19 protein-coding genes are annotated in these 24,298 nt (G+C 39.8%); 12 read left to right on the top strand and 7 right to left on the bottom strand.

All coding sequences use genetic code 11. From position 1 onward, the window contains the following. The first annotated feature begins 64 nt into the window (after positions 1-64). The 4 genes from HWV03_RS12840 (at position 65) to HWV03_RS12825 (ending at position 4,784) form a co-directional block, all read left to right on the top strand. Positions 65-871, top strand: coding sequence for a phytanoyl-CoA dioxygenase family protein (locus HWV03_RS12840; protein ID WP_255546800.1), 807 nt, complete (start codon positions 65-67; stop codon positions 869-871). Positions 872-913: 42 nt separating this feature from the next. Further along, complete coding sequence (locus HWV03_RS12835) at positions 914-2,269, top strand: hypothetical protein (RefSeq protein WP_211676261.1); 1,356 nt, start codon at positions 914-916, stop codon at positions 2,267-2,269. 158 nt (positions 2,270-2,427) lie between these two features. After that, positions 2,428-3,366: a LysR family transcriptional regulator gene (locus HWV03_RS12830; protein WP_211676260.1), complete on the top strand. Its 939-nt coding sequence runs from the start codon at positions 2,428-2,430 to the stop codon at positions 3,364-3,366. 218 nt (positions 3,367-3,584) lie between these two features. Next, complete coding sequence (locus tag HWV03_RS12825; protein ID WP_211676259.1) at positions 3,585-4,784, top strand: NupC/NupG family nucleoside CNT transporter; 1,200 nt, start codon at positions 3,585-3,587, stop codon at positions 4,782-4,784. Between the two features lie 92 nt (positions 4,785-4,876). On the opposite strand, the gene purT is transcribed toward HWV03_RS12825, so the two are convergent. Then, a complete protein-coding gene (gene purT, locus HWV03_RS12820; protein ID WP_211676258.1) occupies positions 4,877-6,058 on the bottom strand; it encodes a formate-dependent phosphoribosylglycinamide formyltransferase in 1,182 nt (393 codons plus the stop codon). Between the two features lie 217 nt (positions 6,059-6,275). Continuing rightward, positions 6,276-6,608 (bottom strand): hypothetical protein, encoded by a 333-nt coding sequence (locus HWV03_RS12815; RefSeq protein ID WP_211676257.1) that lies wholly within the window; start codon positions 6,606-6,608, stop codon positions 6,276-6,278. 318 nt (positions 6,609-6,926) lie between these two features. Between HWV03_RS12815 and HWV03_RS12810 the strand changes: the two genes are divergently transcribed. Further along, positions 6,927-7,418, top strand: coding sequence for a group I truncated hemoglobin (locus HWV03_RS12810; protein WP_211676256.1), 492 nt, complete (start codon positions 6,927-6,929; stop codon positions 7,416-7,418). A 72-nt stretch (positions 7,419-7,490) separates the two neighbouring features. Here HWV03_RS12810 and HWV03_RS12805 read toward each other — a convergent pair whose 3' ends face one another. Beyond that, positions 7,491-10,586 carry a DUF748 domain-containing protein gene (locus tag HWV03_RS12805; RefSeq protein ID WP_211676255.1) on the bottom strand — a complete coding sequence of 1,032 codons (3,096 nt, stop codon included), beginning with the start codon at positions 10,584-10,586 and terminating at the stop codon, positions 7,491-7,493. Positions 10,587-10,658: 72 nt separating this feature from the next. Beyond that, positions 10,659-11,561 carry a DNA-binding transcriptional activator PunR gene (gene punR, locus HWV03_RS12800; RefSeq protein WP_211676254.1) on the bottom strand — a complete coding sequence of 301 codons (903 nt, stop codon included), beginning with the start codon at positions 11,559-11,561 and terminating at the stop codon, positions 10,659-10,661. A 104-nt stretch (positions 11,562-11,665) separates the two neighbouring features. On the opposite strand from punR, the gene punC reads away from it, so the two are divergent. Next, on the top strand, positions 11,666-12,898 hold the full coding sequence (gene punC, locus HWV03_RS12795; protein ID WP_211676253.1) for a purine nucleoside transporter PunC: 1,233 nt from the start codon (positions 11,666-11,668) through the stop codon (positions 12,896-12,898). Positions 12,899-13,025: 127 nt separating this feature from the next. On the opposite strand, the gene ansA is transcribed toward punC, so the two are convergent. Together ansA and sppA are read right to left on the bottom strand one after the other, a co-directional pair. Continuing rightward, entirely contained in the window at positions 13,026-14,036 is a 1,011-nt protein-coding gene (gene ansA, locus HWV03_RS12790) for an asparaginase (protein WP_211676252.1), read from the bottom strand. A gap of 190 nt (positions 14,037-14,226) precedes the next feature. After that, positions 14,227-16,089, bottom strand: a complete 1,863-nt coding sequence (gene sppA / locus HWV03_RS12785) for a signal peptide peptidase SppA (RefSeq protein ID WP_211676251.1) — start codon at positions 16,087-16,089, stop codon at positions 14,227-14,229. Between the two features lie 332 nt (positions 16,090-16,421). Here sppA and HWV03_RS12780 point away from each other — a divergent pair, with 332 nt between their 5' ends. The 6 genes from HWV03_RS12780 to HWV03_RS12755 all read left to right on the top strand — a co-directional run bounded on the left by HWV03_RS12780 (position 16,422) and on the right by HWV03_RS12755 (position 22,716). Beyond that, a complete protein-coding gene (locus HWV03_RS12780) occupies positions 16,422-18,452 on the top strand; it encodes an NADPH-dependent 2,4-dienoyl-CoA reductase (RefSeq protein WP_211676250.1) in 2,031 nt (676 codons plus the stop codon). Between the two features lie 173 nt (positions 18,453-18,625). Next, positions 18,626-19,180: an NAD(P)H nitroreductase gene (locus tag HWV03_RS12775; protein ID WP_211676249.1), complete on the top strand. Its 555-nt coding sequence runs from the start codon at positions 18,626-18,628 to the stop codon at positions 19,178-19,180. Between the two features lie 48 nt (positions 19,181-19,228). Continuing rightward, positions 19,229-19,762: a lecithin retinol acyltransferase family protein gene (locus tag HWV03_RS12770; RefSeq protein WP_211676248.1), complete on the top strand. Its 534-nt coding sequence runs from the start codon at positions 19,229-19,231 to the stop codon at positions 19,760-19,762. 137 nt (positions 19,763-19,899) lie between these two features. Further along, the gene (locus HWV03_RS12765) at positions 19,900-20,196 is read left to right on the top strand and encodes a polyhydroxyalkanoic acid system family protein (protein ID WP_045110180.1); all 297 of its coding nucleotides are present in this window, start codon (positions 19,900-19,902) and stop codon (positions 20,194-20,196) included. Between the two features lie 22 nt (positions 20,197-20,218). After that, positions 20,219-21,613 (top strand): wax ester/triacylglycerol synthase family O-acyltransferase, encoded by a 1,395-nt coding sequence (locus HWV03_RS12760; protein ID WP_211676247.1) that lies wholly within the window; start codon positions 20,219-20,221, stop codon positions 21,611-21,613. A 233-nt stretch (positions 21,614-21,846) separates the two neighbouring features. Further along, entirely contained in the window at positions 21,847-22,716 is an 870-nt protein-coding gene (locus tag HWV03_RS12755; RefSeq protein WP_255546799.1) for an alpha/beta hydrolase, read from the top strand. Positions 22,717-22,881: 165 nt separating this feature from the next. On the opposite strand, the gene asnS is transcribed toward HWV03_RS12755, so the two are convergent. Then, positions 22,882-24,282, bottom strand: coding sequence for an asparagine--tRNA ligase (asnS, locus tag HWV03_RS12750; protein WP_045112504.1), 1,401 nt, complete (start codon positions 24,280-24,282; stop codon positions 22,882-22,884). Positions 24,283-24,298 lie beyond the last annotated feature (16 nt).

The following is a 24,298-nucleotide window of genomic DNA, read 5'->3' as shown; positions in this document are numbered from 1 at the left end:
GAGCTTGTCTGGTATTAACCAAAGCATAGGCCGCCGAGTTGTGATAATAAAATAGAGGTAATGGGTGTTAAAGGTAACGGGTATTAAAGAGAGTAATAGAAGTCAATTGAATAGCGAATATGACGAGCAAGGTTACTTTGTAATAAGAAATTATTTTAGTGCGGCTGAGATTTCAGCATTGAGAGAGGTCGTATTGAAATTCCATGAATCGTGGAAAGAAGACAATATACAGTTTTATCGAGATGAAGCGTTCAATTCTTCTGTCATTACTGGTATTGACTACTTAGAATGCGACGACCGACTGAAGCTTTTCAATTTTATCAGTTCAAAAAAAATGATGGATGTTGTTGAATCGGTTATACCTGCGAATCCTGCGTTTATGAATACCCAATTATTTTTCAACCCAGTTAACCCTAAACAAAAAGACTTTTGGCATCGCGATTGTCAATACGATCACGAGGTCGAACAGCAAAAAATAGCCGTGCAAGAGACGCAAGTGGTACATCTTCGTGTGCCTTTGTTTGATGAGCTTGGCATGGAACTTATCCCGGGCACGCATAAGCGCTGGGATAATGAAGAAGAATTTAATGTGCGACAAGAAATAAAAGGCAAAGTGAGCAGTGATAGTATCTCTGGCGGAAAGGTTATTAACTTAGCTGCTGGCGACTTACTGGTGTTTTCAGCTGATATGATCCACCGCGGTCTATACGGCATGGACCGATTAGCGCTGGATATCTTAGTCTTCGATCCTGATGGGGACTTTGCCGACTATGTTGATGATGAATGTTTACCGAGTATTGAAATGTTGGATAAGATTGATGACCCGAGATTATTCATGAGTACGCTCGATTTAAAAGCACAGTGTGCTTAATACGCACTTAATATCAATAGACGATTATTTCAAAGGAATGTTATGTTTATCCCGACTTTGTTTAGAAGACAGATGAAAGTCACTTTAGGCGCACTCTTGTATAGCAGTATGATGGTGAGTAATGCCAATGCATGGTCTGAACACAGCCTTATTACTTATCCAATATTGAACACGATGCCAGAAGTTGCAGCGCAAGCGCCGATTAAGGTCGAAACCTTAGCAGAGTTTGTGACAGCAGAAGCGCAAGGGTTAGAAACGTTATTAGCAACCAATGAAGACTGGCTACGCCAAAACTTACCGTATTATAAACCGCGTCCAGATGCCTTAGCATTTGATGCCGCTGGCCAAGATTTACAAGCAAGTTTCATTCATGCTATACGTATCAACCCTAATGCACGTGTTAACCCGTATATTCAGTTATTACCAGGGCAGGATAAACAAGGCCGTCGTCGAATGGATTCGTCAGAGGTTAGCGTATTTAAAAGCCTAGACCATTACAACACCATGACCTTTGTTGAAGTGAAAAGTGGTGAAATGGTAACGCCAATCGAGGTGTTAGTATCGGCTAATGATGATCCTGATAATGGTTTAGATATTGGTTTGTTTGAAGACAGTAATACCGATGCGGGTAAACGGTATGGTTTTGGTAAACAAGCCTTTGGTAATCCAGCATTAGAATACAGCTCGCAAGCACCTTTCCATATGGGCTTCTATCATGAATCAAGTGTGCTCTTCACGCTCGCGCCTTTCTTACGTGATACTTTCCCTGACTATCGTGTGCATATGTACAAAGCGTTATCTGAATATGCCTTTCGTACTGGTCATGATTATTGGGGCTGGCGATTTATGGGGTGGGGCATGCATTACATTGGAGATATTGCGCAGTCATATCATTCAACTTTACAACCGGGTGTGAGTACGGCATCGAGTATCTGGACAAATGCCAAAGATATGATGGGCTTCCCACAAGCGAAAATAGATGCGATTCAACTGCTCTCTAATCGTCATTTGGTATTCGAAAAATTTCAAGAAATAATCACTAAGCAGGCTTATGAAAACAATGATTTTAGTAGTGTTTTATTTAAAGCTTTAGAACAAGATACACCTGTTATTGAATACACGAATACGACATTTGTAGAGGTATACGCTAAAAAATCATATGAAAAATCACCGAAATTGGCTGATTACCTTGAACGCTGGGTACCAGAACAGCTAGTAAGTGACCCAAGCTTCGAAGTCGATGGTAGTAAAGAAGTCGACATGATTGTTGATATGATCCGAGAGCAGCATGGCGAGGAGGGCATTGCTAAAATGACCAACTTACTTGCTGAGTTTATGTTAGATCATAATGCCAATACCCGCAGTTATGTACGTTCAATTTTACGTCATAAACCTTAATGTAATTGGGTAGTAAGTCATCATTTTAGCCTCGTAATGGCTTACTGCTTTATTGAATATTGATTTTTGTATACACTGCCTTAATTAAACATCAATGACGATGTTTATTCTTGTTATAACGTAGTCACACGGATCGGACATTACTAGGTAATTCTCAATTGCTCCAAGATCGCGCTAGCCAAATGGCACTCTTCCATACCCTGGTACAAACCGGTAGCTTTACTGCAGCAGCGCATACGTTAAGTGTGTCGGTATCTCATGTCAGTAAGCAGCTCAAGTGTTTAGAAGCTGATCTAAACGTCAAACTTGTTCAGCGTTCAACGCGCAGTTTCACTTTAACTGATGCGGGCCAACAGTTTGCCCGTTATTGTGCTGACGTGGTAAGCAGTGTACAAGACGCTGATATCATGATGGCTAATCTGCAAGATGAAGTGACGGGTATTCTGCGTTTAGGTGTTTCGCAGTCATTTGGTACAATTCATATTATCCCGGCAATTGAACAATTTCGTAAACTGCACCCCGACTTGCATGTTGAGGTGTGTCTGTTCGATTATAAAACCAATATGATTGATGACGGTTTAGATCTGTGGTTGACCAACATTGAAGATATACCCGAAGGTTATGTGGCTCAGCATTTGGCTGATACCCGCTTTGTGGTTGCTGCGTCCCCCGATTATTTGATGCATCACTCAGCGCCATTACATCCGCAAGACCTTGAGAGCCATAACTGCCTGATTTATCAAAGCCGTGAGCGTAGCTATGGCTTATGGTCATTTAAGCAAGGCGATGACACGTTATACATCAATGTTAATGGTGATTATCGTGTTGATTTAGCTGAGGCGATCCGCGATGCCGCGATATCAGGGTGGGGAATTGCCTATTTAGCAACGTATTTACTAACGGATGAGTTTAGAACCGGTAAGCTGATACAACTATTACCAGGGTGGCAGGCGAGTCAAAGCATGCAGTTCTATGCTGTATACCCAAGCCGTAAGCATTTACCGAAGAAAATTAGCGCGGCGATCACCTTTTTCAAAGAATATATTGGTCAGCCTTCATACTGGGATCGGCAATTAAAGTCACAGATTAAAATCTAACCTCCAAGAACTTATCTTCTCATGGATAAATATCTTTTCCATATGGAAATAATAACCCAAATATAATTATTGAATTGTTATAAAACAATAAGCTAGCTATCACAACAAGACGTTTGAATTTAATTGTAACAAGCAGGTAACTTACTGGGCTTGCTGTAAAAATGATGCGGACTACAATACGCATCTTTATAATTTTAATCATTAAACAGGTTTGTTCCATGATATCTATTTTAGGCATAATAGTGATTCTATTAACTGCGTTTCTTTTTTCAAAAGATCGTCGTAATATCCCACTCAGAACTGTCTCGCTAGCGTTTACATTACAGATCACGTTTGCTTTTATCGTATTATATTTTCCAGCAGGCAAAGATGCGTTAAATGGCTTTAGTATTGGCGTATCAAAAGTGATTAATTATGGCCAAGAAGGTATTAATTTTATATTTGGTGGACTGACATCTGGTGGTTTTGTATTTGCGATTAATGTATTAGGTATCGTTGTGTTCTTCTCTGCGTTAATTTCAGCGCTGTATCATATTGGTTTAATGCCGAAGGTGATTAATATTGTTGGTGGTGGCTTACAGAAATTGTTAGGCACTGGCCGCGCGGAATCGTTAGCGGCAACGGCAAACATTTTTGTTGGTATGGTTGAAGCGCCTTTAGTTGTTAAACCGTATTTAAAAGGCATGAGTGATTCACAGTTTTTTGCTGTGATGACCTGTGGTCTTGCGTCAGTTGCTGGTGGCACCTTAGTGGGTTATGCCATGATTGGTGTTGAAATCAAATTTTTAGTTGCTGCGTCATTCATGTCTGCGCCAGCTGGGTTATTAATGGCTAAATTATTGTTCCCACCATCAAAAGATGAACTGGGTGCAGATGAAATCACTAAAGTGGAATTACCTCGTGCGACAAACGTTGTTGAAGCGCTTGCTGACGGCGCTATGGCTGGTTTAAGTATTGCGACTGCGATTGGTGCGACGCTACTTGCATTTGTTGGTGTTATTGCATTACTTAATGGTATGCTGGCAGGGATAGGCAGTTGGTTTGATATGACTATAAGCTTTGAAATTATCTTAGGTTATTTATTTGCACCTGTTGCTTGGTTAATTGGTGTGCCATGGAATGAAGCGATTATTGCTGGTTCGTTAATTGGTAATAAGATCGTGGTTAATGAGTTTGTTGCTTTTATTCAGCTGATGGAAGTAAAAGATCAGTTAAGTGAACATTCACAAGCAATTATTACCTTTGCACTGTGTGGTTTCGCCAATATTGGCACTATGGCCGTTTTGATTGGTGGTTTAGGCAGTATGCTCCCTGAACGTCGTCAATTCATTGCCCGTTATGGTTTCCGCGCTATTTTCGCAGGTGTGCTGGCTAACTTGATGAGTGCCGCAATTGCTGGTGTGATGTTAAGTTTATAATTAACTTGAATTACAGATGTAAAAAAGGCTAACGAGTGATAACTTGTTAGCCTTTTTTGATCGTTAGACTTTATGCTCGTCAACGGAATATTTTAATTAAGAGTCACTTCAACTGTTTGTGCTACTTCTTTGGCTTTATCAATCGCATCGATGCTATTAATACCACGAGCCAGAGCCACGCCTAAGCGACGTTGGCCTGCGATCTCTGGTTTGCCGAAGAGACGGATTTGACTGCCTGGTACACAAGCCAGTGCCGGTGCTAATTGATGAAAACCAATATTAGTCGAATGACCTTCTGCTAGAATAACGGCAGAGGCTGATGGACCATACTGTTGGATTTGAGTGATCGGTAGCCCTAAAACAGCGCGTACATGCAAAGCAAATTCAGATAAGTCTTGTGAGATTAGTGTCACCATACCTGTGTCGTGCGGGCGCGGTGAAACTTCACTGAAAAATACGTCTTTACCTCGAATGAAGAGTTCGACACCAAATAGACCATAACCGCCTAATTCTTTAACTACCGCTGCAGATATTTCTTGTGCTTTGGCAAGCACATCATCACACATTATTTGTGGTTGCCATGATTCACGGTAATCCCCACCTTGCTGACGGTGGCCAATAGGATCGCAGAAATGGATACCATCTACAGCACTGATCGTAAGCATGGTGATCTCGAAGTCAAATTTAACAAAGCCTTCAATGATGATACGTCCAGCGCCTGCTCGGCCACCTTCTTGTGCATAATGCCAAGCTTGCTCGATGTCATCTTTATCACGAATAATGCTTTGACCTTTACCTGATGAACTCATGACTGGTTTTATCACACATGGAATGCCAATTTCTGCAACCGCGGCTTCATACTCTGTTTTATTATCAGTGAAGATGTAAGGTGAAGTAGGTAAATTGAGGGTTTCTGCGGCAAGAAGACGAATACCTTCACGATCCATTGTTAGCTTGGTTGCGCGAGCTGTCGGGATGATATTGACACCTTCTTGTTCTAATTCAAGCAGGGTATCTGTCGCGATAGCTTCTATTTCTGGAATAACATAATGCGGTTGTTCAAGTTCAATAACACGTCTTAGAGCATCACCATTAAGCATATCAATGGTGTGACTGCGATGAGCGACTTGCATTGCGGGCGCATTGTCATACCGATCAACGGCAATCACTTCTACCCCTAAACGCTGAAATTCAATAGTAACTTCTTTCCCCAGCTCTCCTGAGCCCAATAGTAATACACGTGTTGCACTTTTGCTGTTGGCGGTACCTAACATAACACTTCCCTATTAATTGATTATAAATTTGGTGGTCAAACAAATGATAATTCACTAACTTGTTGTATTTTAAGTACTATAGCTTATTTAGCTAAGTTATTAAGCTGCATGATATAGATATTTTGTTGGAAATGGAAGTTTTAAGTGATAAGTAGGTTATAACATCTAAAAGTCGATGTTTTATTTCTGAGTTGGAACGTGAACTTAAGATCGCTTGTTAAGCGTAATTAGGCCTTACACCAATGCAGCCTTTAGGCATCTCAAGCTCATCTTGTAAAAACAAGATGCAGTGATGTAATTTAAAATTAACGTCTTTATCGTGCAATAAAGACGTTTCATCTTGAAATTGTAGTTCAAATACTAAGTACCAAAAAACCATTTCTTTTTGACTTGATATTCTGTTGTCCACGATATTTAAACGTTGCCAGTCTTGTAATATTTCCCAAATATAATCACATAGAATGACGTAACTCAGTTTATTATTCATGAACTGCTGAGTATGCTGGATTAATAGTTCTGATTTTAATGCGACAAAGTTACCTTCAAGCATAAGTCGGTCTCCAATTGCAAATCACAGGAATATTAATCAGTAGATGCATACAGCCTCGTATCCTAATTAGCTCAAACTAATGTAAGCATAAGTGATGATCTTTGATTTGTATATTTATCATCTTTGACGAAAAACACTGTCCTTTAGGGCGGTGATGTAAGTCATTGTTGCGTAGCAATAAGCACTCTGTGCTGTTATTAATTGGATATTGATGCTTACGTAGCAGGTCTTTGGTCGGTTAATCGCTAATGGAAAATATTTAAAATTTAGCTAAACTTCCGCTATGGTGTTGTTAATTTACAGCAGTAGGGAATGGCTATGATGAGATATAATTCTTTATTAATTACTGCGTTATTTATCTGTTTATTTCTTTTTAGTACAGTTCTTAGTTTGGATGTTAAAGCTGCAAAAGATGTTGGGAGTGAACATTCAGATATTTCACTCTACGACCGCCTCGGTGGACTAATGCCGATGACAGTTGTCGTGAGTGATTTTGTAGATCAGGTTATAACCGACGACGAGTTAAATAAAAACTCAGCAATTAACGCTTCACGAACAAGGGTGCCTAAAGCTTATTTAAAGTTTCAAGTTACTACTATGATGTGCCAAGTAACAGAAGGCCCCTGTATTTATAAAGGACGGGAAATGAAAGAGGCGCATAAGGATTTGCATATAACGGAAAAAGAATGGTATCGGATGGTTGTTTTGTTTAAAGAGGTGTTGGCAAAGCACAAAGTACCTGCGATGGAAACTCATGACTTACTTGCTATTGTTGAATCTACGAAAGCCGATATTGTATCTGCAAAATAACATTAGGCTTCACCAGTTGTGATAACACAGCCAATGAAGCCTATTTTCATATAACGCTATTACGTAATAACGTTACTTAACGACAAGCGTCAATGTTGTTTGTGTACTTTCTGATGGGACATTGCTTTGATGGCTTAATAGAAAGACACGGCCAGCGTCAACTTTACTGACATCTAGTAAATGAGTTTTAATCGCTCTAGCTCGTGACTTAGCTAATTTTCTTAGTACTTTATCCGAGATAGCTTGTTGTTTACTTACTTCAGTATATAAACCACGAAGCCAAATTTGTTCTAACTCTGGTGTAGCTAATGCGGGTTGTTGCGCTGTAATTGCGTTGCGTAGCGCATCTGCTTTATCTTTGGTTTCTTGCTCATATAACGCGATAAGTGCATTTCTCATATCACCTGATGCTGGTATATTCGTTGCGTTAATCATTTCCGAAACATTGGTGTTTGTTAATTGACTTAGTTTCGCATTCACAGCTCGATTTTGAAGCGCTTGTTTGTCCATGTTTACATCATAACTGCCTTTTATGTTCAATTTGATCTCTGGACGTTGTGCTAATGCTTTCGCTAATGTATCTAGCTTAGTTTGCTCTGCTTTGGCAAGTATTGCTGAGCCATTAGCAAAACTTACTTTATCTAAATCGTCGGTTGTATCAACAAGACTTGCCAATAACGTAAATGGTGAGGTAACCGCTTTAAGAATGATGTTGCTTAATGATTTTAGTACAATTTCACCAACATTAAAACTTGGGTCGTTAATATCACCAGATACATTTACTCCTAAATCAATCGCACCATTACTGTCCTTTAGTAGAGGAATCGCTAAGGTGATCGGTAGTATTGTTCCTGCGTCACTGTCTTTGGTATCGTTCATATCCAGTTGGTCAATAAAGATATGGTTACTGCCCTCTAAATGATTCTTATCTAGTTTGTATTTTAGGGCTAGAGATAACTGACCTTCGTCAATATCTAAACCAGCATATGTACCCGAGTAGGGAGTCATTGAGGGCAACTCGAAGTTATCGAACACGAATTCCACATCAACGAAAGGTTCTGGAGTTAATGGGTTAATCACACCCCTTAAGGTCATAGGGGCGTATTTATTGACGATAGCGTTGATATCAATTTCTGCATTTTTGGTTGTTGTAGATGAGAGCTTGCCAACATGGCCTTCTATATTTTCGATGACAGCTTCAAAGCTAGGTTTAAGCACGTTATCGATATAGTCAACTTTACCTTGTGCGAGTGTGATCTTGTTAATTTCAATCAGCATTGCATCTTCTGCCGTTTGAGCTTTTTGAGTCTCTGAGTTGACTTGGGGCTTAACTTGTTCAACTGCCGCATCTTTTGTCTCGTCTTTGGTTTTGACAACAAGATCTGACACATTAGAGCTTTTATCTGCAGCGACAATCATCTGAGCATATGGTTGTACAAAAGAAACATGGTCGATAAGCAAACTGTTTGCTTCTTTATCAAATTTAAGACTGTTGATAGTGAAGTCTTGCCACTTGATGAGTGTTTTATTTAATTTATTGTCATTAATCGCTAGTGCTTCCAGTTTTATTGAACCATCAAATCGAGCTGCACCTTTTGCATTCGCATAAAGGTTACCTTGCGTTGTGAATTCACCACTTTGGATTGTGATGTTCACGTAAGGTTTAAGATAAGGTTGAAATTGTGCGAGGTTCAACTTATCTAAATTGATAGTCGCATCAAGCGATTGTTCTTTTACATCTGCGCTACCTTGAGAAGCGAAGGTGCCTTTATCATTAATCGTGAAGCCTAAGTCATATTCAATGGGAGTATCAAGACGGCTGGTCAATGATTTGGTACTGACGTTAATTGGGAATACACGCCATGCAGTTGCATTCGTCATCATAGATTCAATGACATTGATATCGTAGTTGGTTAAATTAAATTCGCCAAGGGTGAGGAGCCATTCTTGTGTTTCTGGATTTTCAGTTGCTTGAGTCTCATTGCTTTCAGGTTGCGTTGCCTGCGATTCCGATTTAGCTGTTATTTTGGTATCTGATGATGTGCTAGTTGCTTCTGTATGTTTTGGTGTAAAAGCGTTTGCTAGGTTAACAACACCGTCCTTGTTTACAACGGCATTAACTTTTAATCCATCGGTACTGATATTATCTAAACCAATTTGTTGTTGTAATAGGTTAACTTTGATACCCGCAACTGTTAGTAAGGGAAGGTTGACGAGTTCTTTTTCTGGGTCAGTGAATACCAGTGTACGTAATGAAAATTGACCGGCATTAGTGATCAACTGCGGAGGTTCATCACCACTAATGAATTGATAGTCAGTTGTAAAGTCGATAACGCCTGACGCTAGTTTAGCCGTTAATTGTTCTGCTATGAATGGCCAGAATGTCACTAATTTTATGTGCTTAAGGGCCAAGTTACCTTGCGCTTCCAATGGCGTTAACTGGAATCGACCTACCGTAGTCACTGCGCTATTGTCGGCGCCTTCAATGCTCAAATCATAACTGTTGTAAGTTGAGGATGGCGCGTTACTGCGTTTTTTACTATTTAACATTGCCAGGCTATTAAATTTGGTCAGTACAATATTGATTGCTGGGTAGTCGAGTTCAGCACCTGTGGGGAGGTCTTTAAAATTAAATGCGGTGTTGGTGATGCTGATATTAGCGATTTGAATATGTGGTAACTCACTGCTTTCACTTGTGTCTTCGCTAACGGGTGCTGGTGTTTCTGATTGTAACGATTGTGCTGAAATGTGCGCTGGAATATCAGAGAAGTTAAATTGACTCTCATCTAATTTTTCAATATTAGCAAAGGCTTGGTCAATTTCGATAGTCTCAATATTGATACTGCCATTGAATAAACTCTTCCATAAGTTAATTTGCAATGTGAGTCGACCAATGCCTGTAAAATCTTGCTGATCTTGGGTTTGAATTTCAAATCCTTTGATCTCAAATTTGAGGCTGAAAGGGTTAATACTGACATCTTGCAGTTGTACTGGGCGGCCAAGTAACGCACTGATTTTTTCTGGTGCGATATTTTTAGCGAGGTAGGGGGCGAGTAAGCCTAACAGCAAGGCATATATTAGGTAGATAACCAGCGCGTAACTTAATAAACGTTGATAACGTGGCGCACCTGAGAATCGTTGGCGAAAATTTGAAAATGTAGCTGCCATTGGTAATGTAAATCCTTTTAAATACAATCAATAGAACTAATTATAGAATATCAATGGCTACCATAACAGTTATTATTCTAACCATTGCTGATGTAGCTGCTCACTATCACCTAAATAATCCAGTAGCCATTGAACAGCGGGGCTCATTCGTTTGGTATTCCAAGCAAGGCAACAGTCACTGACTGGTAAACTTGTGATGAGTTCTTTCTCTATTAACTCTCCAGTCATTAACAGTTTATTTGCCATGTGCGCAGGCATGATCGCAATACCTAAGCCACCTTTGAGTAATTGGGTTGCACTGTGCCAGTTGGGCACGACAAGCCTACGTTGATTGTCCAGTAACCAAGTGGTGCGTTTCGGCAGTTTACGTGCTGTATCTTCTAAACAAATGACGGGGTATTTAGCGAGTTCTTCGTTACTTATTGCCTGCTCAGTATTGGCGAGAGGGTGGCTAGGACTAATGACAAATGTCCATTTTAGTTCCCCCATGTCGCGATAATCAAAGCCGCCACTTACCGGAATTGATGCAGTCGCACCAATAGCAATATCGGCGCGTGAATCAACTAAGGCATCCCAAACACCGTTATATACTTCCATTGTAAGTAATAGTTCTACATCCGGAAATGCGTTGTAGAAGTCTCCAACCATAGTGTTAATACGGCCTTCATGTACTACGTTGTCTAAAGCTAGGGACACACTTTGGTTCCAACCGTTAGCGACGCGCTGGGTTTGAAACTTCATGTGTGCCATTTGCTTGAGCAATTTGCGAGATTCAATCACAAAATATTCCCCCGCGGGTGTGAGTTGTACTTTACGGTGTAGGCGAATAAATAATTTGACCGTTAACCGTTCTTCAATATTACGTACCGTATAGCTAATCGCACTTGGTACTTTACATAATTCATCTGCTGCAGCGGTGAAACTTCCGCGTCTTGCAACTGCATCGATAACTTGTAGATCTTGTTGGGAAAACATACACATCAAATATTTTGAAAGCAATAGTGAAATATTAGCGTTTCTCAAACAGAATCGCCAGTATTAAACTAGTAACATTATCATTAGTCTATGTAGTTTAAGTAATGAACAATATTAAAAATAACACTAAAAATAAAGTCCCAATGAGCACGATGGTCTGGTTTTCTGGATTAAGTATGTTGGGTTTCCTCGCTACGGATATGTATTTACCGGCATTCGAAACTATTCGTCACGAATTTGGTACATCTCAGACATTAATTAGTTTGTCGCTCAGTATTTTTTTATTGGGTATGGCACTTGGTCAATTAGTTTATGGTCCACTGTCTGATCGTGTTGGCCGTAAAAAGATGTTGTTTGTTGGCATGGCTATCTTTGTTATATCAACTGCTGTTATCTCAGTATCTAACAGTATTGAGTTATTTCTTCTTGCACGTTTTGGTCAAGCATTAGGGGCATGTTGTGGCACTGTTATTTGGCAGGCTGTTGTTATTGATCGTTATCAAGGTAAAGCATCAGAACGTGTCTTTGCGACGATAATGCCATTGGTTGCGCTGTCTCCCGCGTTAGCACCTTTACTTGGCGCAGGTTTAGAAGAGTTCTTTGGCTGGCGTAGTATTTTTGTTGTGCTTGTGGTGATTGGTTTAGCGTTGGCATATGCAACAAGCCGTGAAAAAGAAAGTGCACCTTTAGATAAAAAACAAGAAAAACTGTCATCGCAATTGGCGCGTGATTATAAACAAATTGTAAAATCAAAAATATTCATGGGTAATATGTTGGTGTTTGCGGCGTGCTCCGCTGCATTCTTCGCGTATTTAACTGGTTCACCATTCATTATGACTGCTATGGGTTATTCAGGTTCGGATATTGGTCTAAGTTATCTACCTCAAACAGTTGCTTTTCTTGTTGGTGGCTATGGTTGTCGTAGCCTGTTAACACGCTTTAGTGCGAAACAATTATTGCCTTGGTTAATGACACTGTTTATAACAACGGTTGTAGCTATGTTTGTGATTGCGTTTGTAACATCACCAGCGACTATTTGGCCTATTTTGATCCCATTCTGTTTCTTGGCGGTTGCTAATGGTGCTATTTACCCATTGGTGATTAATGCTGCTCTCGCTGACTTTAAGAACTGTAGTGCAACTGCTGCGGGATTACTTAACTTTTTACAGACGATGTTTTGTTTCTTAGCGAGCAGTGTGGTATCAGCATTTTCTGAAAATGGTCTTTATACAGTGACAGCTGTGATGTTGTTCCAAGGTTTGCTGATTGTGGTTGGTTATGTATTAGCTAAGCATAAAACAACGAATATATCAGCAAGTGATGCTGTCGTGGTTTAATTTATTACAAGCTAAAATTTGAATAAAAAAACGGGAAAGACAGCAATTGTCTTTCCCGTTTTTTTATTGATAACATTTATTTAATCGTATGCTAGCGCAGTTTACTAGAGACTGTACTCGCGATAGTTTAGTGGGTTAACTCACCACGAATATTTTGTTGCATTAGTACTTTAATGTCTTCACTTGATAGCTTTTTACTGATGAGATAATGCAACTTAGTTAATGCAGCTTCGGTCGTCATATCATAACCCGAGATAACACCAACTTGCGCCAGAGCATCGCCTGTCGCATAACCGCCCATGTTAACTTTACCTTTAATGCATTGGGTAAGATTCACCACAACGATACCACGCTGGTTAGCGGCTTCAAGCGCATTCAATAGCGCTTCACTTTGCGGAGCATTACCTACGCCATAACTGAGCAAGATTAACGCTTTAACTGGTTGTAGCAGAATATTAAAGATAACTTCTGTTGAAATTCCAGGGTAAAGTGTCACGATCGCAATAGGCTGTGGTGTAATGTTACTAACGGTAAGTGTTTTTTCAGTAATAGGTTTTACATCACCGAGCATTATTTCAATGTTAATACCCACTTTTAATAGCGTTTCGCAGTTTGGTGTCGCAAACGCGCTAAAGCCGTCTGCATGCACTTTGGTGGTTCTGTTGCCACGTAATAATTGGTTATTAAAGAATAAACAGACTTCATGAACAGGGTAGTTCGCTGCTAGGTAAAGCGAGTTCAGTAAGTTGCTTTGACCATCTGAGCGGATCTCAGCCAGCGGGATCTGTGAACCCGTAACAATAACGGGTTTGCCAAGATCTTCTAACATAAACGATAATGCTGATGCTGTGTACGCCATGGTATCAGTACCATGTAAGATCACAAAGCCATCGTAATCGTCATAATTGCTTTGGATATCTTCTGCGATCTGCTGCCAATCAGAAGGTGACATGTTAGAGGAGTCGATTAACGGCGAATACTCGTGAAGGGTGAAATCAGGCATTTCTTCGCGGTGGAATTCAGGTAGACGTGCTAAGCAATCCGTCATGAATCCTTCCATCGGTACATAACCGTGTTCTGAATGTTGCATACCGATCGTGCCACCAGTATATGCGATGTAGATTGATTTCTTAGCCATTAATAAATTCCCTGTGCGTTTTTAAAGAGGATTATAGTGCTGAAATTAATTAATGGAATAGCTTGATACTAGATTGCTTAATAAAACTGCAATTTAATAGGGTAATTAAGATATAAATTTGAATTGAGCGGTAAATGGATTCGTTTACCGCTCAATTCAATGACTCACTGGGTTCAGTTAATCTAGAGGATTATTTAATTTCACACACTAAACATTCCACATATAGGCCTTGTGGATCTGAGTAGTTAGTGAGCTGTCCGGCTTGCTGGCTTATCGTTGCTAACCAAGTCGCGATACGACCATTAGGACTAATGTTGAGTTCTGTTAATACTTGCTTTGCAACAGATTGAGTGAACATAGACACTAATCTATCGCGCTCACTACGGGGTGTTTGAATTAAAATTAATGAATCACTCGATACACCCGCTTTTTCAGCGGCAGACGCAATTGCATCATCAAGGCTGCCAAGGTTATCAATAAGACCAAGATTAAGCGCATCGCTACCAGTCCAAACACGACCTTGAGCAACCTTATTAACTTCTTCTGGTGTCATATCTCGGCCTTCAGCAACGACAGTTAAGAAGTTGCTATAGCCATTTTCAACCGTCATTTGGATAATTTTAGCCATGTGCTCAGGCAGTTCTCGATTTACAGATAGTCCTGTGTAATCGGTTGTCCCGACACCATCACTGTAAATGCCCATTTTAGCGAGTAATTTTTCAGTTGTCGCAAATAGACCAAAGATACCAATTGAACCGGTGATAGTGGTTGGTTTCGCCCAAATTTCATCAGCTGCAGAGGCTATCCAATAACCACCGGATGCGGCGACGCTGCCCATAGAAACAATAACGGGTTTACCCGATTCTTTTACTTCTAATAATGCGGTTCGGATTTGTTCTGACGCAAATGCACTACCGCCTGGACTGTCGATTCGTAGGACTAAGGCTTTAATTTGTTCATCGTCTTTCGCTTGTAGTAACAGCTTAGTTAGCGATTTTCCGCCAATCGCACCAGAAGGTTGAGTACCATCTAAGATCTGGCCATTAGCAAAAATGATACCGATACCAGGTTTGTTAGCAAAACCTTGTTCTTCAAACTGTGTCGGCAGAAGGTTAAGGTAATCTAAAAACTCAACTTTTTCATATTTATCTGATTCACTGTTTAGCTTTTTAGCCAGATAACGAGAAATTTGTTCACGTGTTAATAGTTGGTCTACAAGTTTTTGTTTTAAAGCATATTGCGCAATGTTGCCATTGACTGATTGCAATTGTGCAATAAATATATCTGCTTTAGGCGCTACGTCGTCAGCGTTAATTAAGCGATTATTAGCAACGGTGCTGGTGTAGGTATCCCAAAGTTGATTTAACCAGTTTAATTTGGCTTCTTTACTTTCTGCTGACATGTCACTACGTGTAAAGGGTTCAACAAATGATTTATAAGTGCCTACACGGAACACATGTGATGATAGATTTAGCTTATCAATGGCATCTTTGAAATAAAGACTATAACTACCATAACCTTGTAGTAATACACCACCTGCAGGATTTAACAGAATTTCATCCGCAAATGAAGCAAGGAAGTATTGTTCTTGGCTAAAGTAATCACCGTAAGCGTAAATTGGCTTGTTACTTTTTTTGAATTCAACTAATGCATCCGAAATATCCGTTAATTTCGTTAAACTCGCTGGTTTTAGCTGTGCGAGATCTAAGATTAGTGCGCTAATGGCATTGTCTGTCTTCGCGCTGTTAATGACGCTAACAACGTCTGAAATAGCAATTTCATTAATGACATTTTGAGAATCAACAAGCTCACCAATAACTTGGTCGAATGGGTCAACTAATTTTGGTTGATCAACCAAGACTCCGTTTAAGTTGAGAACCAAAGCGGTATTATCTGCGAATGTGACCGGTGCTTCTTTTTGCTGCTGCAAAGCAAGAATAATAATTGCTATAAAAGAAATGAAAAACAGGTTCAAGATTAAATTACGCGTGAATGTAATCGAGCTACCTATTTTAGAAAGAATGAATCCGAGTAGTGAGAATAATTTTCTCATTATTATATTCCTAGTAAACCCAATGGGATAGACGTTATTTTGTATATTAAGCCATAAATCTAGTTTAGATTAAAGCACTTAGAATACGGAGGTGTGACAAAACGCAGCGGATCTAGTTCTCATTAATAATAAATAATGACAAATTAAGCTTAGTGTAAACACGACGAAATGTGTTGTTAAGTGTTGAAATTCAACGAAATCATTAATTTATGACTACACTTGTACGCTCTATTATCTAAAATAGCGTTTGAAATGAACGATTAAATTAATTACTCTAAAATTAAAATAGATAACAATTATATAGCAATTGTGTAACCACTGGGAGTGGAGTTATGTCTGCAAGCAATTATCCGAATATGTTGGCACCGTTAGATCTGGGCTTTACAACATTAAAAAACCGAGTCTTGATGGGCTCGATGCATACTGGCTTAGAAGAAGAAAAAAATGGATTTCAAAAACTGGCTGCTTTTTATGCGGAACGTGCCAAAGGTGGTGTTGGTTTAATTGTGACGGGCGGTATTTCACCAAACCTGCGTGGTCGCCTCATGCCACACGGCATGCAACTGTCTTATAAATGGCAAGCGAAGAAACACCAAGTCGTTACTCAAGCGGTTCATGATAATGGCAGTAAAATTGCGCTACAAATTCTGCATGCGGGTCGTTATGCTTATCATCCATTTAGTGTGAGCGCGAGTAAAAAGAAAGCACCGATTAACCCGTTTACACCAAGAGCGATGTCAAAACGTTCTATCCGTTGTACCATTTATGATTTTGCCAAAACCGCAGAACTGGCCAAGTTTGCCGGTTATGATGGTGTGGAAGTGATGGGTTCTGAGGGGTACCTTATCAATCAATTTATTTGTCGACGGAGTAATAAGCGTACTGATGAATGGGGTGGTAGTTATCAAAACCGTATGCGTTTTCCTATTGAAATTGTAAAAGCGATTCGTCAGCGTGTCGGTAATGACTTTATTATTATTTTCCGCCTTTCAATGCTTGATCTTGTTGAAGATGGTAGTACGTTTGAAGAAGCGGTTGAGCTTGCGAAAGAGCTTGAAAAAGCCGGTGTGACGATTATTAATACGGGTATTGGCTGGCATGAAGCGCGTGTACCAACCATTGTAACCAGTGTACCTCGTGCCGCATTTAGCTGGGTAACAGAGAAAATGAAGGAGCACGTCAATGTTCCTTTAGTGACAACTAACCGTATTAATACACCAGAGGTTGCAGAACAAATTTTAGCTTCTGGGCAAGCGGATATGGTGTCGATGGCGCGCCCAATGTTGGCAGATCCTAACTTTGTAGAGAAAGCCACAGCGGGTAAAGCAGATGAGATCAATACTTGTATCGCTTGTAACCAAGCATGTTTAGACCATGTATTTAAAGCGAAACGTGCATCTTGTTTGGTTAATCCACAAGCTTGTTTTGAAACTGAGCTAAAATTTGAAACTGCCTCAATATCAAAACGAATTGCGGTTGTTGGCGCGGGCCCGGCGGGTTTAGCATTTGCTTGTTATGCTGCTGAGCGTGGTCATAAAATTGATATTTTCGATAGCCGTTCAGAAATTGGTGGTCAGTTCAACTATGCGAAACAGATCCCGGGTAAAGAAGAGTTTTACGAAACACTGCGTTATTTTATGAAACAAATCGAAGTACTGGGTATTAACTTATATTTAAATGAGTTAGTGACGGTTAAGACGCTGCAAGGTAAAGGGTATGATGATGTAGTTGTGGCTACGGGCATCAAACCAAGAACACCAGGCATTCCTGGTATTAAACATGAAAAAGTATTAAGTTACATTGAAGTGTTACGTGATCATAAGCCGGTTGGTAAACGTGTTGCTGTTATTGGTGCTGGTGGTATTGGCTTTGATGTTTCAGAGTTCCTCGTTGAGGAAGAAGGCGCTTCACCATCGACTAATACTAAACAGTGGTTAAGCGAGTGGGGCGTAACAGAAGATAGCCAAACTGTCGGTGGTCTAACAGCAGCTAAAAATACTGCGCCAGCGCGTGAAGTATTCTTATTACAACGAAAAGATACTAAAGTTGGTGCTGGCCTAGGTAAAACGAGTGGCTGGGTACACAGAGCAACACTGCAGAAGAAAAATGTAGAAATGATCAAAGGCGCTTCTTATGACCTTATTGATGATCAAGGTTTACATATTACCGTTGACGGTGTGAAAAAAGTATTAGACGTTGATAATGTGATCTTATGCGCTGGACAAGAACCTTTTAGAGAATTGTTTGAGCAACTGCAATCTGAGAAAGTGAAAACACACCTTATTGGTGGCGCATTTGAAGCGGGTGAGCTTGATGCAAAACGTGCAATTCGTCAAGGCGCTGAACTTGCCGCGTCGATTTAACGTTAGTTTAATACCAATATAAGATAATCAAAGTTGCTATTGTAGCGACTGTTATTATTAAAAGAAGCCCATCTTATGCATGGGCTTTTTTGATCTTAATAAATTAATTACTTGATATTTTATTGACTACATTGAATACTTTAGCTATCACTCATTGTTCAAAGTAGTAAATAATGAACGCAATTGACCTATTAATAAATCGCCATTCTTGTAATCAGCTTTCTGTACCAGCACCGAGTGGTGAGACGTTAGATAATATTATTAATGCTGGGTTACGGGCGCCTGATCACGGTGGGTTAACCCCTTGGCGTTTTATTATCACTGAAGGTGAAGGTTTAAACACCTTGTCTCGCTATTTCAAAGATGCGGCATTTAATCTCGGGAAAGCAGAGAAAGATGTATTAAAGGCGGCAAATGCACCGTTTCGAGCCCCGCAAATTATTACTGTTATTGCTAAAATTGAAAATCATCCAAAGATCCCAGAGTCGGAGCAGTTAATGTCAGCTGGTTGTGTGGTCATGGCAATGCAAATGGCAGCGCAAGCACAAGGTTTTAATGGTATTTGGCGTACGGGTTGGTTTGCATATGATAGCCATATAAAACAAAAGCTTGAGCTAGAAGAAAAAGATGAAATTGTTGGTTTTTTATATTTAGGTACTCCCGACGTATCATGCAAAAAAATTCGTCATTTAAACACTGATAATTTTGTTACGCGAATGGATAATTAACGCTATTGAATTTGGAATTAGCACTTAAATAAAAACTGAGGAATTAAGATGACAACACACTATCCGAAAGGACATTTACTCAGTGTACAATTTCCACTTTACCATCACGTTGGTATCTCGGATGGTTGTGGTCATGTTTATGAAAATTCGCGTGCGCGATCTGGGCGAGGTTTGGTTAGCTTGCTTGATTTTTCTGATGATAAAGACGTTATCGACCATGGCTTTTTACCTGGGAGTTTACCTGCCAGTGAGATCATTAAAAATGCCAAGCAATTGATTGCAGATAAGAAGCGCTATCATCTGCTGAAAAACAATTGTGAACATTTCGTACATGAGGTTTGCGGTGTTAAAATCACTAGCCCGCAGTTACGTCGAGCCTTAATTTTAATTGCTACCTTGCTAGTTGATCGCTACTCAAGTGGTCGACTACGTTCTGCACTACTGTGGGGTATTGCCTCGCAATTATCGTATTTAAATGAGGCGTCACTGTCCTGGTGGAAGCATGCTATTTTTACGTCAACGGGATTTTGGTTAGTGTTATTAACGAATAGCAATCAAGATATTGAAGATAAAACCCCCTGATTAATACCTATTTATACCTAGTTTCTGTCCTTTAAGCGCTTACTTCTTTAGTAAGCGCTTTCTAGTTATTTTATCTATAATATCGGCCATTAGACTTAACACTCGTCAGGGTTCTAACTTAGCGAGTAAGGTGAATTGTGGGTAACATTGAAATCATTCGCGGTCATAGTTTGCCACATCAGCAAATTATCCGTATCGCAGACAAAGTTATGCTTGATATAGCAGAAGAGTATGACCTTAAACTTAAGTGGCAAGGTGATAAACTTCATATTAAGCATGCACATACCAGAGGGTATTTACATGCTGATTCCGAAAGTATCAAAATTAAATTAAAATTGGGAATACTGTTATTTCCTGTTAGCTTTGTTTTAAAACAAAGTATTGAAGAAACGCTTGATGAACTGCTGCCAAGTGCTGCGTGCTCACATAAATAAAGTATGATTAAGGCTTGATATTATGGAACAATTATCACTGGTTGAAACCTCATTTTTATTAAGTGAGAGTACAGCAAGTCCTAAGCATTTTTCAGGACTGCAAATATTTGAACCACCAAAGGACTATGAAGGTAATTTCGCGCGCGATCTTTTTCAAAAATTGATTATGGATCCGGCTGTTGCGACCCCGTTTAATTTTAAGCTTAAAAAAAGCATTGGTGGCTTGTATTATTGGGTTCATGATAGCCAATTTGATTTTAATTATCATATCCGCATGTCAATGTTACCGGGTGATGGTTCTGATGAACAATTACGCGATTTAGTTGAACGTTTACATTCACATCTAATCGATCGTTCGCGACCGTTATGGGAGGTTTATCTTATTGAAGGTCTGTCAGACGATCGCTTTGCTATCTTCACTAAAATCCATTATGCAATGGCTGATGGTAAAATGGCAAATAGTTGGCTGTCTGGGTATTTACAAAGTGATCAATCAGTAAATGACTACCGTCCATTTTGGCAGATCCCATCTTTCCGTCCTGGTTATAAAGAATCTGCGGGTGTGATTGAAAGTACGCTATCAGCTTATGTGAGCGGACTAAAGCAGCTGAAATCAATCCCAGGCCTTGTCAAACTCGGTGCTCGTATGGGACTAAAATTTCTACACTTACGTAACAAAGGACCAGCATTACCATTTTGTGCACCAAGGACACCATTTTCTGTCCCTGCGACGCGATCTCGTATTGTTTCTTTTGGTCGCTTACCTTTTGAAAAAATGCGTTCAATTAGTAAGATAACAGGGGTAACGTTGAATGACGTGATCTTATGTTGTGTTGATATCGGTCTTAACCGTTACTTAAAAGAAAAGGGTATCTTATTACGTAAGCCGTTAGTTGCTCAGGTTCCAGTTCGTATTGGTAATGGACGTAGAAATGCATTAACAGGTGTTGAATTGGGTAATATTGATGCTGATGCACTAGATCATTTAGAAACCATTTTTAAACGTACAAGCAGTGTGAAAGAAGATTTATTCAGTTTACCTGCTGAATCGGTAGTTAATTTCTCACTACTGATTCAAGCAACAGCGTCTATTTCTGAATGGTTGGGTATATCAAAGTTCTTACCTCCATTAGGTTCAGTACTTGTATCGAATGTGCGTGGTCAGCAAGAGTTTGCTTATCTAGCTGGCGCTAAATTAACAGAGGTGTACCCTGTGTCAGTACTCTCTGCTGGTACGGCATTAAACATTACGCTATATAGCTATCATGAAAAAGTTTTTTTTGGTCTAGTCGGTTGTAAGAATGAATTACCTGATTTAGATATGCTATCTCGTCATGTTGAAGCTGCCTGTGACACTCTATCCGATGAAATTCTCGACAATGCCAAGCAACACTCAGTGCTAATCTCTTCACGGTAAATATAAAGATGGTGACTAGGTTGCCATCTTTATCTATCCCTTCTGCTTATTTCATGCTACTTTTCATAAGTTACATATTTGTTACGTAAAGATGTAACTTATAAAATATAAATTCCATTGTTAGTTCTATATCTTAGGTAAAGTACCTAATTTGTATTGCTATATTTTTACACGTATATATTTTGTTCGAGGTTATTTTGATTAGTTGGCAAGCTAAGGCGCTGAATTTATTTTTGAAACAAACAGTGAAGCGTTCGATTGAAAATACCAAAGACGTGCATAAATTACGTTTTCAGATGCGAGCATTAGACAAATTTGTATTCGGAACTAGTTCTAAAATTGAACGTTCACAATCAATGCGTGCTGGCACTTTGTGTGATGAGATCAAGGTTAAGTTCTCTACGAGTAAGAAAAAACTATTATATGTACATGGTGGCGCTTTTGTATTTAAAACACCTGCATTACATAATAATTTTATCGCACGTTTAGCTGAGCCATTAGATTTACTTGCCGTTGTTCCAGATTACCCACTTGCCCCTGAATTTCCTTTTCCTGCTGGAGTAGACAGTTGTTATGCTGTTTACCAGTCATTATTAGATGAAGGTACCTTACCCGAAGACATCGTTGTCGCGGGCGATTCTGCGGGTGGTAATATTGCGCTGTCTTTATTGCTACGCGCTAAACGTAATGGTTTACCCATGCCAAGTTGCTGCGTTTTATTATCACCGGTGGCGGATATGACTCAAAGTGGTTTGTCTTCTGTAGAGAATCGCTATAGTGATGCGTTATTTAGTTTGGAAGTCATGTTACATTGTCGTAATTTATATTTAGAGGGGAATAGTACGGACCTGCATAATGATGAAATTTCCCCTCTATTTGGTGATTTCACTGGATTTCCTCCTTTTATGTTCCATGCTGGAAGTGCAGAGCTAATGCGCGATGATTCAACGCGACTTGCTGACTTTATGCAGGCTAAGGGCGTTGATGCTCATTTACAAATATGGCACCAAATGCCGCATGTCTTTCCATTATTTGAACAACTTCCTGAAAGTAAGGCGGCGCTGATTCAAATTGTGGACTTTATAAAGAAGCATGCTCTTTAGCGAATGTAACTAAGATTGCGAAAATTAATGTTATATACACAAGCATCTTGAAGTAACTTGGGTATAACAGTCAAAAAAAAGGCTGGTAAGATAAATCATTATCTCACCAGCCTTTTTGTTTTAAGCGGTTAGCTTTCTATTTTAAAAACTAACTGTACACTTAAATTAGAATTCAGCTGTACGTGGTGCACGCGGGAAAGGAATTACGTCACGGATATTTTGCATACCAGTTACATAAGACACTAAGCGTTCGAAACCTAGACCAAAGCCAGAGTGTGGCACAGTACCGAAACGACGTAGGTCGCGGTACCACCAGTAATCTTCTTTGTTTAAGCCCATTTCTTCCATACGCTTATCAAGCATATCTAAACGTTCTTCACGTTGGCTACCGCCGATGATTTCACCAATACCTGGTGCAAGTACGTCCATTGCCGCAACTGTTTTACCGTCTTCATTCATACGCATGTAGAATGATTTAATATCTTTCGGGTAGTTTTTAACAACAACAGGTGCTTTGAAGTGTTCTTCAGCAAGGTAACGTTCGTGCTCAGAAGACATATCGATACCCCAAGAAACTGGGAATTCGAATTCTTTACCACATTCTTCTAAGATCTTAATTGCGTCAGTGTAATCAATTTGTGCAAAGTCAGAATCTACAAAGCTTTCCAAACGAGTAATCGCTTCTTTGTTGATACGCTGTGCAAAGAACTGCATGTCATCCATACGCTCTTCTAGTACTGCTCTAAAGCAATACTTAAGCATATCTTCAGCTAGTTTTGCAGCATCGTCTAAATCAGCAAACGCAATCTCAGGTTCAACCATCCAGAATTCTGCAAGGTGACGTGTTGTGTTTGAGTTTTCTGCACGGAAAGTTGGACCGAAAGTATAAACTTTACCAATTGCACAAGCATACGTTTCAGCGTTAAGTTGACCAGATACCGTTAGGAAGGTTTCTTTACCAAAGAAGTCTTCTTTGTAATCAACGTCACCTTTATCAGTTAAAGGCAGGTTATTCATATCCAGTGTACTTACACGGAACATTTCACCAGCACCTTCACAATCACTACCAGTGATAAGTGGTGTGCTTAACCAGTTATAACCATTTTCATGGTAAAAGCGGTGAATAGCTTGTGATAAACAGTTACGAACACGCATAACCGCACCCATAACGTTAGTACGGCCACGTAGGTGTGCGTGTTCACGAAGGTATTCGATGCTGTGGCGTTTAGCTGACATAGGGTAAGTATCAGGGTCTTCAACTAAACCAAGTACAATAACTTCTGTTGCTTGGATTTCGAATGCTTGACCTTTACCAGGTGATTCAACCACCACACCCGTAACTTCAACTGAACAACTTGCAGTAAGGTTTAAAACGTCTGCTTCGTAGTTCGGTAAATCTTTACTTACAACTGCTTGGATCGGATCGAAGCACGAACCATCGTAAATAGCTAAGAAAGAAATACCAGCTTTAGAATCACGACGTGTGCGGATCCAGCCTTTCGTTGTAACTGTGCTGCCTACCGGGAATTTACCGGCAAAAATATCTTTAACTGACGTATGCGTCATAGGATTATTGCTCTCC

It is taken from the genome of Moritella sp. 36 (assembly GCF_018219415.1).
GTDB lineage: Bacteria > Pseudomonadota > Gammaproteobacteria > Enterobacterales > Moritellaceae > Moritella.
The sequence above is the reverse complement of the archived record's forward strand: the minus strand, read 5'-3'. Positions and strand labels throughout refer to the sequence as shown.